This window comes from Amycolatopsis sp. NBC_00345, assembly GCF_036116635.1.
Lineage (GTDB): Bacteria > Actinomycetota > Actinomycetes > Mycobacteriales > Pseudonocardiaceae > Amycolatopsis.
Window position 1 is genome coordinate 2,811,697 of the sequence record NZ_CP107995.1, and the last position, 13,808, is coordinate 2,825,504.

General features: G+C 70.8%; 12 protein-coding genes. 5 read left to right on the forward strand and 7 right to left on the reverse strand.

Annotated features, from left to right (window positions below; translation table 11 throughout):
- Positions 1-12: 12 nt before the first annotated feature.
- From OG943_RS12570 to OG943_RS12585, 4 genes are all read left to right on the forward strand, one after another.
- Positions 13-792 carry a thymidine kinase gene (locus OG943_RS12570; RefSeq protein WP_328609916.1) on the forward strand — a complete coding sequence of 260 codons (780 nt, stop codon included), beginning with the start codon at positions 13-15 and terminating at the stop codon, positions 790-792.
- A gap of 225 nt (positions 793-1,017) precedes the next feature.
- Positions 1,018-1,365 carry an RNA polymerase-binding protein RbpA gene (locus OG943_RS12575; RefSeq protein ID WP_091613651.1) on the forward strand — a complete coding sequence of 116 codons (348 nt, stop codon included), beginning with the start codon at positions 1,018-1,020 and terminating at the stop codon, positions 1,363-1,365.
- A gap of 152 nt (positions 1,366-1,517) precedes the next feature.
- Positions 1,518-3,569: a S9 family peptidase gene (locus tag OG943_RS12580; RefSeq protein WP_328609917.1), complete on the forward strand. Its 2,052-nt coding sequence runs from the start codon at positions 1,518-1,520 to the stop codon at positions 3,567-3,569.
- Positions 3,566-3,847 (forward strand): hypothetical protein, encoded by a 282-nt coding sequence (locus tag OG943_RS12585; RefSeq protein ID WP_328609918.1) that lies wholly within the window; start codon positions 3,566-3,568, stop codon positions 3,845-3,847. The genes OG943_RS12580 and OG943_RS12585 overlap by 4 nt, the downstream gene beginning before the upstream one ends.
- 36 nt (positions 3,848-3,883) lie before the next feature.
- On the opposite strand, the gene OG943_RS12590 is transcribed toward OG943_RS12585, so the two are convergent.
- The 5 genes from OG943_RS12590 to OG943_RS12610 all read right to left on the reverse strand — a co-directional run bounded on the left by OG943_RS12590 (position 3,884) and on the right by OG943_RS12610 (position 9,736).
- Complete coding sequence (locus tag OG943_RS12590) at positions 3,884-5,197, reverse strand: DUF4474 domain-containing protein (RefSeq protein ID WP_328609919.1); 1,314 nt, start codon at positions 5,195-5,197, stop codon at positions 3,884-3,886.
- Complete coding sequence (locus tag OG943_RS12595) at positions 5,194-5,502, reverse strand: hypothetical protein (RefSeq protein WP_328609920.1); 309 nt, start codon at positions 5,500-5,502, stop codon at positions 5,194-5,196. The genes OG943_RS12590 and OG943_RS12595 overlap by 4 nt, the downstream gene beginning before the upstream one ends.
- A 182-nt stretch (positions 5,503-5,684) precedes the next feature.
- Complete coding sequence (locus tag OG943_RS12600) at positions 5,685-6,452, reverse strand: polyprenol monophosphomannose synthase (RefSeq protein WP_328609921.1); 768 nt, start codon at positions 6,450-6,452, stop codon at positions 5,685-5,687.
- Between the two features lie 25 nt (positions 6,453-6,477).
- Positions 6,478-8,109: an apolipoprotein N-acyltransferase gene (lnt, locus tag OG943_RS12605; RefSeq protein WP_442874710.1), complete on the reverse strand. Its 1,632-nt coding sequence runs from the start codon at positions 8,107-8,109 to the stop codon at positions 6,478-6,480.
- Positions 8,110-8,119: 10 nt separating this feature from the next.
- Positions 8,120-9,736 (reverse strand): amidohydrolase, encoded by a 1,617-nt coding sequence (locus OG943_RS12610; protein WP_328609922.1) that lies wholly within the window; start codon positions 9,734-9,736, stop codon positions 8,120-8,122.
- Between the two features lie 166 nt (positions 9,737-9,902).
- Between OG943_RS12610 and OG943_RS12615 the strand changes: the two genes are divergently transcribed.
- Positions 9,903-11,291, forward strand: a complete 1,389-nt coding sequence (locus OG943_RS12615) for a KamA family radical SAM protein (RefSeq protein WP_328609923.1) — start codon at positions 9,903-9,905, stop codon at positions 11,289-11,291.
- A gap of 72 nt (positions 11,292-11,363) precedes the next feature.
- On the opposite strand, the gene OG943_RS12620 is transcribed toward OG943_RS12615, so the two are convergent.
- Positions 11,364-12,713, reverse strand: coding sequence for a KamA family radical SAM protein (locus tag OG943_RS12620; RefSeq protein ID WP_328609924.1), 1,350 nt, complete (start codon positions 12,711-12,713; stop codon positions 11,364-11,366).
- Positions 12,710-13,780, reverse strand: coding sequence for a MupA/Atu3671 family FMN-dependent luciferase-like monooxygenase (locus OG943_RS12625; protein WP_328609925.1), 1,071 nt, complete (start codon positions 13,778-13,780; stop codon positions 12,710-12,712). Before OG943_RS12625 ends, OG943_RS12620 begins: the two co-directional genes overlap by 4 nt.
- Between the last annotated feature and the right edge of the window lie 28 nt (positions 13,781-13,808).

A 13,808-nucleotide genomic window follows, 5' to 3' on the forward strand; every position in this document is an offset into this window, starting at 1 on the left:
GGGTCGAACGTCGTGACTGCGCTCAACGACAGCGGGCTCGACGCTCCCCCGCCCGCGGAAGACCCCACCGACGCCCTGTCCCCGGTTCCCCCGGCGGGCGCGCGGCGGAGCGCTGTCCCCGGTGGCCGGCTGAAGTTCTGTTACGGCCCGATGGACTGCGGGAAGTCGACGCTCGCGCTGCAGATCGACCACAACCACGCGCGGCAGGGCCGTCGCGGGCTGGTGCTGGTGCGCCACGACCGGTCGGGGGTGCCGCAGATCACCAGCCGGATCGGGATCACGCGGCGGGCGACGGAGGTCGGCACGGACACGGATGTGCGGGAGCTGGTGCGCGCGCAGTGGGCGCGGGGGCAGCACGTCGACTACATCATCGTGGACGAGGCGCAGTTCCTCTCCCCCGCGCAGGTGGACCAGCTGGCGGAGCTGGCCGACGAGGTGCGTATCGACGTGTACTGCTTCGGCATCGCTACCGATTTCCGGAGCCGGCTGTTCCCGGGGGCGGCGCGGCTGTTCGAAGTGGCCGACGACCTGCAGCCGGTGCAGGTGGAGGTGCTGTGCTGGTGTGGGCTGCCGGGCCGCTTCAACGCCCGGGTAAGAGATGACAAAATCCTCCGCGAGGGCGACACTGTTGTAGTAGCAGATACCGAACAATCCGTAGTTGAAACTTCAGCTTCGGTACGATCTGATGCCGAATCGGCTACGGTCCGTTATCAGGTACTCTGCCGCCGACACTTCCGTTCGGGCGACCTGGGTCCCGCGACCGAGCACCACGGTCAGTTACGGTTGTCGTGAACACAGGGTCAGTAGCCCAACTGGGGGATATCCGCACTAAGAAGGCGGTGACCGCGTCATGCCAGAGCGCGAAACGTCTCCTAGTAGTGGAAGCTGACGCCGAGGGGTGACACAGCTCATCGTGAGCAACGACATGATGTCCCGGGAATCCCTCGGACGCCAAGTTCGTTGCATAGGGTAAGCACCACCCCGGCTCCACCCGGAGCTGACTGAAAGGACTCCATCATGGCCGACCGTGTTCTCCGTGGAAGCCGGCTGGGAGCGGTCAGCTACGAGACCGACCGCAACCACGATCTCGCCCCGCGCCGCACCGTGCGCTACGCCTGCCCCAAGAACCACGAGTTCGAGGTGCCGTTCTCCGACGACGCCGAGATTCCGACGGTGTGGGAGTGCAGGCTGCACGGCAGCGAGTCCGAGATCGTCGATGGCGGGCAGCCCGAGCAGAAGAAGACCAAGCCCCCCAGGACGCACTGGGACATGTTGCTGGAGCGCCGCTCCATTCCTGAGCTCGAGGATCTGCTGAACGAACGTCTCGCCGAGCTCAAGGGACGTCGGACCAGCCGGTCCGCGTGAGTCTCGGCCAGTAGCTGGCTCCCACCACAGGAAAGCCCCCGTGACCTCCCCCCACGGGGGCTTTTCGCTGTCCTGGCCCGGTCGCCGGGGTGGCGGAAGCAGGCCCGATGACCCCGGTTCGGCAGCGGCCGCCGGGGTGGGAAAGTGGGGTGATGACCTCCCTGCCCGAACAGCTGGCCCGCACGCGGCGGTTCACCCTCGGCGCGCCGGACCGGTTCGCCCTGGCCCGGGGCGGGGCGGCGGTGCTGTTCGTGCGCGGCCGTGACGGTGAAGACCCGCTGGACTGTCTGTGGGCGCTGGACCTTGATTCGGGGACCGAGAGGCTGCTGGCGGATCCCGCCGAGCTGTCCGGCCCGACGTCTGTGGGTATCGGCGCCTTCGCGACGGGCGGCTCGCTGGTGGCGTTCGCCCACGGCGGGAGCTTGTGGACGGTCGACGTCGGCGGCGGGCCCGTGCGACGGCTTCCGGTCGAAGGCCCGGTCACCGACCCGCGGCCCGACCCGAGCGGCACGCGCGTCGCGTACGTCCGTGACGGCGCCCTGCGGGTGGTCGAGGCCGACGGGACCGGCGACCGGGCGATCCTGGTGCCCGGCTCCCCCGGCGTCGCGTTCGGCGTCGGCGAGCACACGGACGACGGCTACTGGTGGTCGCCGGACGGGTCGCGGCTACTGGTCACCCGCGTGGACGCCGGCGAGGTGGCGCTCTGGCACACCACCGACCCGACACGGCCGGACCTGCCCGCGCGAGCGTTCCGCTACGCCGCGGTCGGCCAGGCCAACGCCGACGTCGCGCTGTGGATCGCGGGACTGGACGGCACGCGCGCCGAGGTGCAGTGGGACCGGGGCGCGTTCGAGTACCTGGTCGACGCTTCCTGGACTACCCACGGGCCCAGCGCCCTCGTGCAGTCGCGAGACCAGCAGACCGTCCGGTTCCTCGGCATCGACGCGGTCAGCGGGGCGACGACCGTCCGGCACGAGCAACGGGACGCGTGCTGGGTGCAGGTCGTGCCCGGCCTGCCCGCGCGGACGGGCGCCGGTGCCGTCGTGGCGCACGCCGATGAACCCGGCACGCGGCGGCTGACGGTGGACGGTGTGGCCGTCACGCCGCCGGGGCTGCAGCTTCGGGCCGTGCTGGACGTCGACGGCGACGACGTGCTGTTCACCGCGTCCGACGAGCCCACCGAAACCCACCTCTGGCGCTGGCGGGCCGCGGACGGTCTCCGGCGGCTCAGCTCCGGGCCGGGCGTCCACTCCGGGGTACGGCGCAGCGGCACGCTGGTTCAGGTCGCCCACGGCCCGGAGTCCCCCGGCGGCCGCGTGACGGTCGTGCGTGAGGGGAAGCCGCCGGTGCCGCTCGCGTCGCTGGTGGCGCGGCCGGTGCTGGACGTCCACGCGACCCAGCTCGTACTCGGGCCGCGCGAGCTGCGTGCGGCGCTGTACCTGCCGTCGTGGCACCGCTCAGGTGACCGCTTGCCCGTGCTGCTCGACCCGTACGGCGGAGCGGCACGGCAGCGCGTCACGACTGAGCTGGATTGGCGTTCGCTGGTGGCCCAGTGGTTCGCGGAGCAGGGTTTCGCCGTCCTGGTCGCCGACGGCGCCGGCACCCCCGGGCGCGGGCCCGCCTGGGAGCGCGAGGTGCGCGGTGACCTGCTCGGCCCGGTGCTGGACGACCAGGTCACCGCGCTGCACGAGGCCGCGCGCCGGTATCCCGAGCTCGACCTGGACCGCGTCGGCATCCGCGGCTGGTCCTTCGGCGGCTCGCTCGCGATGTTCGCCGTCCTGCGGCGGCCGGACGTCTTCCACGCGGCGGTCGCCGGCGCGGGCGTCACCGATCAGCGGCTGTACAACGCCCGCTGGCGTGAACGGTTCCTCGGCCACCCCGCCGGCTTCCCCGATCGGTACGACGCGCTGTCGCTGGTGAGTGCCGCGCCGTCGCTGACCCGGCCGCTGCTGCTGATGCACGGGCTCGCGGACGACAACGTGCACCCGGCGAACACCGTGCGCCTGTCCGCCGCGCTACTGGCTGCCGGGCGTCCGTACGAGGTGGTGTTCCTGCCCGGCGCCGGGCATCAGGTGATGGGGTCGCCGTTCACCGTGGGCGTGCTGCGGCGTCAGCTCGGGTTTCTTCAGCACCATCTGGCGTCACCGGCCAGGTCCGGAGATATCGACCGATTCGCGGCGAATCCGCATATTGTGGGGCGATGACTGAGCCCAGACGTGGCGGTTCCCGGAACTCCGACGGGCCCGACCGGACTCCGGAGGAACTGGCCCGCCTGCTGCGGGCCAAGGCCAGGAGTGCCGCGGCCTCGGCGTTGCGCGAGGGGCTGGAGGAGATCGAGGACCGCTACGGCCAGCACGTCGCGGACGACGTGGCCGGCCTGGCCGACGTCGACGAGGTGTTCGCCGGGCTGGCGGACCGCGAAGCCGAGGCGCGCCGGGACGACGATGGGCCGTGGGAGTTCAAATCGCTGCCCGCGGTGTGACCGGGGATCCGTTCCGGCGACCGGAAGGCCCGTGGGTCACTTCCGCCAGTCGTAGCTGAGCACGGGCGGGTGGTCGGATCCTTTTGTGACCTTGAGGTTCTCCTCGGGGTGCGCGGCGGCGTAGCGGGTCATCTCGTCGTACATCCGGTCGCGCATGGCCGGGTCCCGCACCTCGATCGTCGCCCGCTGGCCCAGCTGGTCGGGGTGCACGCCGGCTTCGGTGCGGATCCCCAGGTTCCAGAAATGCCGCTTGTCGGTGCCGTCGGCGCCCTGGCCGTCGTTGGTGAAGTAGACCTTGCCGCTTTCCTTGTCGTAGATCTGCTGGGTCACCTTGATCTGGTCGTCGCCCTGGGCCGCGGAGAAGTAACCGGAATTGTTCTTGGAGTCGCTGGTGTAGAAACCGACCTCGCCACCGAACGCCCCGCCGAATCCGTAACTGCCCTTCCACAGTTCCAGCCGGTACTGTTTCCCGGTTTTCGGGTCGGTGAACTCCATGTTGTCGCCCTGGGCGCTGGTGCGGTCGAGATCCGCGCCGATGACCTTTTCCAGCTTGTCGTAGATGTCGTGCCAGCCGAGGTAACTCTGCACTGAATGCTCGCCGGTGGTGTAGAAGTCGCCGTCCTTGACGTACTTGAAGCCGAAATAGTCGTAGATCTTCTGCGCGACCTGGCGGTCCTGCATGATCTTGTCCCAATCGCCCGTGGCCAGGGCGAGCCGGAGTTTCGGGTTCTTCGCGACCAGCGCGGCGATACCGGGGATTTCACGGAGGATGATCGCGCCAATTTCGGCGATATTGCGTTTTTCGGAGCCCGCCAGCTCCCACACCCGGCCCGTTTTGCTGCGGATCTTCAGGCCCTCGGCGAGCAGAATCGCGTCGTAGGTCTTGATCACCAGCTCCAGGTCGGCCAGCAGGGCCAGCCCCTCGGCCTTGGCGATCTTGTCCTTCGCCCAGGCGAACACGACGTTGCCCTTGCCGTTCCCGAGGTCTTTCCAGACGTTGTCGAGCTTCTCCTGCAAAGCCTTGGCGTCCGCGCGCTTGTTCCTGGCCTCCTGCTGGGCCTTCGCCAGCGCGTCGCGAACCACCTCGAACGACCGTGCCGACTCTTCGAGGTCCTCGGCCTGTTCGTCGCGGTTCTTCTTGAAGTCTTCCAGCGAAGACAGCGCCGCCTCTCCGGCCCCGCCGTGCCAGCCTTCGCCCAGCTCGGTTCGGACGCTCTCCACCAGGGACTTGGCGTCCTTGACCGCCTCCTTGGCGGTCCGGCAGGCCCGGGCCCGGTCCTCGAGCTCGGCCGGGTTGCCCTTCTCGACCTTGTCGGCGAGCTGGTAGATCTTGTCGAACACCGCGGTCACCGATCGATCCGCTCGAAGTCGCCGTCCAGGGCTTTCAGGAAGACATCGCGCGCGTCGTCATCGGAACGGTCGTAGCCCTTCGCGGCGAGCCTGATGCCCTCCACCAGGCTCGCGGCCTGTTCCTGCGCGGCCTGCAGGTCTTCCTGCCGGGTCAGGAGCCAAACGTCGTAGTCGCCGGCGTAACCGCCGGCCCGATCCGTGCCGCCGACGTTCGGCGCCCCCGCGGCGGCCAGCGCCGGCGGCTTCCCCGCAGCGAGCCTGGTCGCCGCCTTGCCGATGTTCTCGACATTGACCTCGAAGCCCACAGAACTTCCTCCCCCAGCAGTCCCGAGTGACACTCCTCACCGGGAATGTAACACTCGTGTCGCTTTGGGACGTCGAAGTTCTACTTTTCACTCCCTGTCCGATTCACCGGGCGAGCCCGGACAGCCGTCGGCCCGGTCGTGCGGGACACGACCGGGCCGACGGTTTGCTCTATCGGACTCGCTCAGCCGCGCCCGAGCAGCCGCTTCACCTGGTCCACCCGGCGCTTCGCGCCCCAGGCCGCCACGCGGAAGAACGCTTCGCGCATGATGTCGCTGCTCATCTTCGACTGGCCGATCTCGCGGTCGGTGAAGGTGATCGGGACCTCGACGATCTCGAAGCCGGCGTCGGCGGTACGGCGGGTCAGGTCGATCTGGAAGCAGTAGCCGTGCGAGGCGATCTCGTCGAGCTCCAGCTTCTCCAGCACCGGGCGGCGGTACGCGCGGAAGCCCGCCGTCATGTCCGCCACCTTCAGGCCCATCGCGATCCGCGAGTACAGGTTCGCGCCGCGGGAGAGGACCTTGCGGCTCATCGGCCAGTTCACCGTGCTGCCGCCGGGGACGTACCGGGAGCCGATGGACAGGTCGGCGTCACCGACGGCGTCCAGCAGGCGCGGGAGGTCCTCCGGGGCGTGCGAGCCGTCCGCGTCCATCTCCACGAACGTCGCGTAGCCCTTCGCGAGGCCCCAGCGGAACCCGGCGATGTAGGCCTTGCCGAGGCCGGCCTTCTCACTGCGGTGCAGCACGTGGACGCGCTCGTCGCCGTCCGCGCGCTCGTCGGCCAACTCACCGGTGCCGTCCGGGCTGCCGTCGTCGACGACGAGCACGTGAACGTCCGGGAGTACCTTGTGCAGGCGGTCCAGAACCGGGCCGAGGTTTTCCCGCTCGTTGTAGGTCGGGATCACCACCAGCACCGGCTCGATTCCTTCGGCCCCCCGCGGCGCCTGCGCCATCCGTTCTCCTCCGAATCCGCGGGATTCAGCCCGCCGCTTCCCCTGCTGTCGTGCCGGCGCTCGCGCGCCGGGTGCGAAAACGGAGCACGAACCCGCCGGCGACACCGGCGATCGCCAGTGTCAGCAGTCCGTACTCCGTCCATGCACCGAGTCGATCCGACAGCGTAGTCTGCGTCCGCAGCGGGACGCGGCCGACCAGGGCATCTGCCGTGAAAAGGCCGGTTGAGCTGGTGATCGTCCCGTCGGGGGCCACGATCGCGCTCACCCCGGCCGTGGCGGTCACCACCACGGCGCGGCCGTGCTCGACCGCCCGCAGCCGCGACATCGCGAGCTGCTGGTAGCTCATCTCGCTGCGCCCGTACCACGCGTTGTTGGTCGGCACCACGAGCAGCTCGCCGCCGGCGTCGGTGGCCTCGCGGGCCGGGTAGTCGAACGCCGTCTCGTAGCAGATGAAGATGCCGACCTTGGTGCCCGCGACCGACAGCGCGGTGTTGCTGCCGTCGCCGGTGGTCATGTCGCGGGTGTCGTCGACGAACGGGGTGACCAGCCGGGCGATGGCGCGGGCGGGCACGTACTCGCCGAACGGGACCAGCTGCTGCTTGGCGTAACGCTGGCCGGGGCCGGTGCGCGGGTCCCAGACGACCGCCGAGTTCTGCGCGTTGCCGTCGGGCAGGCGCACCAGCGCGCCGATGATCGCGGGGACGCCGTACGCGGACACCATCTGGTCGATGCCGGGGTCGTCGCCGTCGTAGGAGGTCGCGGTCTCGGGCCACAGCAGCAGGTCGGGCTTCGGGACCTGGCCGGACTGGATCTGGCCAAGCAGTTTGGCGCTCTCGGCGAGGTGGTTGTCGCGCAGCACGTAACGCTGGTCCTGCAGCGCGATCCCGATGTCGGGGGCGTTGCCCTGCACGGCGGCGACGGTCAGGGAGCCGTCCTGTGCGGCGGTGCCGATCGTCGGCCACAGCGCCAGCCCGGCGACGACGGGCACCACGGTGAACACGGCGGGCCACACGAGCCGGGCGTCCCGCGCCTTCCGCGCGGACCACAGCCGGGCGAGCAGCGCGGCGAGGCCGAAACCGGTCAGCACCACGGCCAGCCCGACCAGCGGGGCGCCGCCGATCGACGCGAGCGGCAGGAACGCCCCCTCGGGCTGGCTGAACGCCACCCGCCCCCACGGGAAGCCGCCGAGCGGGAACCACGCCCGCGGCGTCTCCAGCGCGACGAACACCAGCGCGCCCCACAGCGGCGCCAGCGGCAGCCGCGAGACGACCGTGATCAACCAGCCCGCGAGTCCGAAGTAGAGCGCCAGCACGACCGACAGGCCCAGCCACGGCCACGGGCCGAAGTCGCGGCCGAGGAAGTCCTGCAGCCACAGCAGCTGGGTGAGGAAGAAGACGACCCCGAACACGAAGCCGTAGCCGAACCCGCCGCGGAACGTCCGTCCACGAAGGACCAGCGCGAAGGCGGCGAACGCGATCGGCGCGAGCCACCACAGCGGGCGCGGCGCGAAGCTCAGCTCGTAGCCGTAGCCCGCCACCGCGGCGGCAGCGAGCCGCAGCAGCCCGGCCCGCGTGAATCGGCGTTTTTTCGCGGTATTTCCCTCGGAGGTCGCTTCATCCGGGACGCCCGGTTCGGGGTCTGCGACTTTCACTGGCACGCGTCGAACTCTAGGCGGCGGGTGTGAACTCGTCGTGGATGACCGCCCCGTCGCGGACCGTGCGCAGGCAGCGCGGCAGCGGCGTCTCCCCGTCCAGGCGCGGCAGCGGGGGCACGCCGGAGCGCGGGTCGGTGGACCAGCGCTGCACGCGGGCGTCGGCAGTGGCGACGACGAGCTCGGCCGCGTCCCAGATCGCGTAGTGCGCCGGGGCGCCCGGGACAAGGCTGCCGGTGACGCCGTCGTGCACGCCGGCGGCGCGGTGCCCGGCGCGGGTGTGCGCGGTGAACGCGGCCCGCGCGGACAGCCGCGCGCCCTGGGTGTGATGGTGCGCCGCGGCCCGCACGGAGGCCCACGGGTCGAGCGCGGTCACCGGTGAGTCGGAGCCGAACGCGAGCACGACGCCTTCCGCGGCGAGAGTGGCGAACGGGTTGAGGTCCGCGGCCCGGGCAGCGCCGAGGCGGTCGGCGTACATCCCGGCTTCGCCGCCCCAGGCCGCGTCGAACAACGGCTGCGCGGACGCGACGACGCCCCAGCCGGCGAGCGCGCGGGCCTGGTCGGCGGTGACCATCTCCAGGTGCTCGAGCCGGTGGTGGCGCGCGGCGAGCGCGCGCTGGCCGACCTCCTTCTCAGCGAGCCGGAAGCCCTCCACGACCGCGGCCGTCGCCGCGTCGCCGATCACGTGGAAACCCGCCTGCAGCCCGGCTTCGGTGCAGGCGGCAAGGTGATCGGCGATGGCGGTGGCGTCGAGGTAGAGCGAGCCGGACGTGCCGGGGTCGTCGGTGTACGGCGCGGTGAGCGCGGCGGTGCGGGAGCCGAGGGCGCCGTCGACGAACAGGTCGCCGCCCACGCCGTGCGCGCCGAGTGCGCGGGCGGCGTCGAGGCCCGCCTGACCGGGCTCGCCCCAGTAGCCGACGACCTCCGGGGACCCGGGCTCGGCCGCGAGCGCGAGGAGACCGGCGAAGTCTTCGCGGCCGGCGATGTCCGGGCCGCCGCACTCGTGCACGGAGACGATCCCGCGGGCGGCGGCCGTGGCGAGGAAGGCGCGCTGCGCGGCCGTGCGCTGCTCCGGCGTGATCGCCGCCTGGGCGGCCGAACGGACCTCGTGGTGGGCGTCGCGGGTGAGCGGGCCGTCGGCGGACCAGCCGACGGCGTCACGGGCCGCGGGTGCCAGCTCGACCAGCGCGGTCGACACGAGCGCCGAGTGGACGTCGACCCGGCTCAGGTACACCGGCGTCGCGCCGGCGGCCGCGTCCAGCTCCGCGCGGCTGGGCAGGCGGGGCTCGGCCCAGCTCGACTCGTCCCAGCCGTGCGCGAGCAGCACGCGCCCGGGGACCGCGGCCGCACGCACGGCGGCGAGCAGGGCGGCGGCGCTGCGGACGCCGGTGAGGTCCAGCCCGGTCAGGTGCAGGCCGGTCGCGGTGGCGTGGACGTGCGCGTCGACGAAGGCGGGGGCGACGAACGCGCCACCGAGGTCCACGACCCGGGCGTCCGGGTGCAGCGCGCGGGCGGGGGCGTCCTGGCCGGCCCAGACGACCGTGCCGCCGGACACCGCCATCGCGGTCGCGTCCGGCGAGGAAGGGGTGTAGATCCGGCCGCCGAGCAGGAGCGTGGTGCTGTCGTTCGTCACGGTGTACGAGTCTCCCCCGGCGTTCCGAGTCCGCTTTGCCGGGGTGCGGGCACCCGGATCCCGCCTGGTCGCCGTAATCGCCCCCCTGTCACTGTGCAGGAAGATTTACGCTGTGAGAATGTTATGACAGGATATTTTAACGCGATACCGACGACTAGGAGTACAAGTGACTGCGATCCAGGAACCTGTGACGCCTGCCGCCGCCCAGGATCAGCCCTATGACTACGCCCGCGCCGAGCTGGTCGAACCCGACTGGCGCAGGTTCCCCGGCTGGCAGGACGTCACCGACGCCGAGTGGCGCGACGCGCAGTGGCAGCGAGTGCACTGCATCCGCAACGTCAAGCAGCTGCGGGCCCTGATGGGCGACCTGCTGGAAGATCGTTTCTACGAAGACCTGCTCGCCGACCAGCGCGAGATGGCCACGATGTCGATGCTGCTGCCCCCGCAGATGCTCAACACCATGGCGCCGACGGCCGGCACCGACCCGGCGAAGGTCACCGAGGCGTTCTACGCCGACCCGATCCGCCGCTACATGGTGCCGGTGCGCAGCGACCGTGACGAGGTGTGGCCGAGCCACCCGCACTCCGAGCGCGACTCGCTGCACGAGGCGGAGATGTGGGTCGTCGAGGGCCTCACCCACCGGTACCCGACGAAGGTGCTGGCCGAGATGATCTCGACCTGCCCCCAGTACTGCGGGCACTGCACCCGGATGGACCTGGTCGGGAACTCGACCGAGCAGGTGGAGAAGCACAAGCTCGCCCTCAAGCCGGTCGACCGCCAGGACGCGATGATCGACTACCTCAAGCGCACCCCCGGCGTCCGCGACGTCGTGGTCTCCGGCGGCGACGTGGCCAACGTGCCGTGGCCGCAGCTGGAGTCGTTCCTGATGCGCCTGATGGACATCGAGACCGTGCGCGACGTCCGGCTGGCCACCAAGGCGCTCGCGGCGCTGCCCCAGCACTGGCTCCAGCCGAAGGTCGTCGAGGGCCTCGAGCGCGTCGCCGTCACCGCGCAGCGCCGCGGGGTGAACCTGGCCATCCACACGCACGTCAACCACGCCCAGTCGGTGACCCCGCTGGTCGCGGAGGCCGCGCGGACCGCGCTGGAGGTCGGCGTCCGCGACGTGCGCAACCAGGGCGTCCTCATGCGCGGGGTGAACGCGACCCCGGCCGCGCTGCTGGACCTGTGCTTCGCCCTCCAGGGCGAGGCGAACATCCTGCCGTACTACTTCTACATGTGCGACATGATCCCGAACGCCGAGCACTGGCGGGTTTCGGTGCACGAGGCGCAGGAGCTGCAGCACTCGATCATGGGGTACCTGCCGGGCTACGCGACGCCGCGGATCGTGTGCGACGTGCCGTACGTCGGGAAGCGCTGGGTGCACCAGCTCGCGGAGTACGACCGTGAGAAGGGCATCTCGTACTGGACCAAGAACTACCGCACGGGCATCGAGCTGGACGACCCGGAGGCCTTGCAGCGGAAGTACCCGTACTACGACCCGATCCAGACGCTGCCCGAAGCCGGCCGTCGTTGGTGGGCGAACCAGTCCGACTGACGTCGACGCGCCGGCCTTCGAGAGGCGTACAGAGGGGGTGCCCGGGGCCTGATCGGGGCTGCGGGCACCCCCTCAGCCGCCTGTTTTCGTCATCGCCGCGTACTCCCGGCTGAAGAAGAACTCCCGTTCGCCGAAGGCCGGCCGCAGGGCGTCGAACCAGGTGGCGTCGGGGTCGTAGGCCGCGAAGAAGGGCTGTTGTGTCCAGCGGGGGTTGCGGGCCTGGATGAACCGCAGGACGAACACCCGTTCGCCGTGGGCCTCGGCGACTCCCTGGATCTCCACCTTGCCCGGACCGCAGCTCATGCTGGGGCCGCGCGCGGTGCGAGCCAGGCCGGACACCGCGCTGACGGCGTCGGCGTAGATCCGCCACGTGCGCACCAACGGGACCTCGAAGTGGTTGCGTGCTCCGGTGTCGCGCTCGACGAACATGTAGTACGGCACGATGCCCAGTGCCACCTGCCGTTTCCACATCCGGGACCACACCCGCGGATCGTCGTTGACGTGCGCGAGAACCGGTGCCTGGCTGCGGATCACGGCCCCGGTCTCCCGGATCCGCCGGACGGCTTCGGTGAACAGCGGGTTCTCCATTTCCCGCCAGTGGTCGAGGTGGGCCATCACCGCGAGGTGCCGGCCGCCGTCGACGATCCGCCGGAACAGGGCCAGGAGCTCGTCGGCGTCGTCGTCCAGCACGAAGCGGTGCGGCCAGAAGGTGAGCGCCTTGGTGCCGATCCGGATGGTCCGCACGTGCTCCAGCCCCGGGTCCGACAGGAGCGGGTCCAGGTACCCGGCCAGCCGGTGGGTCCGCATGACCATCGGGTCGCCGCCGGTCACCAGGACGTCGGACACCTCGGGGTGCGCGCGCAGGTAGGCGCGCAACGCGGTGCTGTCCGACGCGGAAAACCGGTCTTCGGCGCCGACGAACTGCGGCCAGCGGAAGCAGAAGGCGCAGTACGAGTGGCACGTCTGGCCCGCGGAGGGGAAGAACAGCACGGTGTCGGCGTACTTGTGCTGCATCCCGGGCAGCGCGTCGCCGTCGAGCGACGGCACGTTCAGGGTCTGCTGCCCGGCGGGGTGCGGGTTGAGGTCGTCCCGGATCTTCCGCGCCAGCGCCTGGATCTCCGCGGGCGGCGCGCCCAGCCGCACCAGTCCGGACATCGCGTCGTAGTGCTCGGGGGAAAGCATGTCCCGGTGCGGGAACAGCAGCCGGAACAGGGGGTCGGCGGACGGGTCCGCCCAGTCGATCAGTTCGTTGAGGACGAAGTCGTTGATCCGGAAGGGCAGGATGTGCGACACGACCTCCATTTCGAAGCGCAGTTCCGCCGGCAGCTTCGCCAGCAGCTCGAGCCGGCTCGCCTGGCTGAACCGGTAGGCCTTGAACCGCGCCGGGCCCGCCGGTCCGGGCCGGACGCGCGAGCTCGTCAAGGTCGCGCCCGGGAGAAGTGCTGCGCGAGCGTGATCAGCGGCGGGAGCCCGGCGAGGATCCGCTCCGCGCCCAAGCCGAAATCGACCAGGCACGCGATTTCATCCACGCCCGCCGCCGCGAAGCGCTCGACCACGTTGCGGCAGCTTTCCGGGGAGCCGATCAGCGATCCGTCGCGCAGGTAGCGGTCGCAGGTCAGGTCGAGCAGGTCTTCGACGACGTCGTCCGGCAGATCCTCCCCCGGCATGCGGTGACCGCCGCTGATGGTGCCGCCGCCCTTCGCCGCCTTGGTTTCCAAGGAAACCGCAGACCGGAGGTACTCGCGGAACGGTGTTCTCGTCGTCGCTTTCGCTTCGGCTTCATCGTCGGCCAGGTGGGTGTGCAGCATCAACGAGACGACACCGGTAGCGGGATCGAGCCCGGTCCCGGCCCGTGCCTCGCGGTACAGCTTGATCTTCTCCGTGAGCTGATCGACGTCCTGCCCGATCAGGTGCGTCAGGACGTTCGTGCCGCGGGCGCCGGCGTCCACGAACGTCTGCGGGTTGCCCGACGAGGTCAGCCAGATCGGCAGCTCCGGCTGGACCGGCCTGGGGAACAGGCTCACCGGTACCGGGCGCCCCAGCCCGTTGGGCAGTTCGAGCGCCTCGCCGCGCCACAGCCGCCGCAGGTCGTCGAGCTGCGCCAGCATGACGTTCCGGCGATCGGCGTAGGCCTCCGGGCTCAGCACGAAGTCGTTGACGTTCCAGCCCGCGCCGAAGGACACCGCGGCCCGGCCGCCGGAGAGATTGTCCACAACGGACCACTCTTCGGCCATCCGGACCGTGTTGTGCAGCGGCGAGATCAGGCTGCCGGCGCGCAACTGCAGCGAGTCCGTCTTCATGGCGAGCGCCGCGCTCGTCAGCGCTGGGTTCGGGAAGACCCCGCCGAACTGGTCGAAGTGCCGTTCCGGCGTCCAGACGGCGCTCAGGCCGCCCTGGTCGGCCAGCTTCGCGGCGGCGAACATGGTGTCGAAGGTTTCGGAGGCGGCCGCACCATCGGGAGCGGCGAAGAACATGATGCCGAAGCGCATCGGGATTTCCCTTCGTGGTGGGCGGGGG

What these genes read in the sequence shown, in the direction of transcription:
- OG943_RS12575 (WP_091613651.1), top strand. Translation starts at nt 1,018, where the DNA reads ATGGCCGACCGTGTTCTCCGTGGAAGCCGGCTGGGAGCGGTCAGCTAC.
- OG943_RS12580 (WP_328609917.1), top strand. Translation starts at nt 1,518, where the DNA reads ATGACCTCCCTGCCCGAACAGCTGGCCCGCACGCGGCGGTTCACCCTC.
- OG943_RS12585 (WP_328609918.1), top strand. Translation starts at nt 3,566, where the DNA reads ATGACTGAGCCCAGACGTGGCGGTTCCCGGAACTCCGACGGGCCCGAC.
- OG943_RS12600 (WP_328609921.1), bottom strand. Translation starts at nt 6,452, where the DNA reads ATGGCGCAGGCGCCGCGGGGGGCCGAAGGAATCGAGCCGGTGCTGGTG.
- OG943_RS12625 (WP_328609925.1), bottom strand. Translation starts at nt 13,780, where the DNA reads ATGCGCTTCGGCATCATGTTCTTCGCCGCTCCCGATGGTGCGGCCGCC.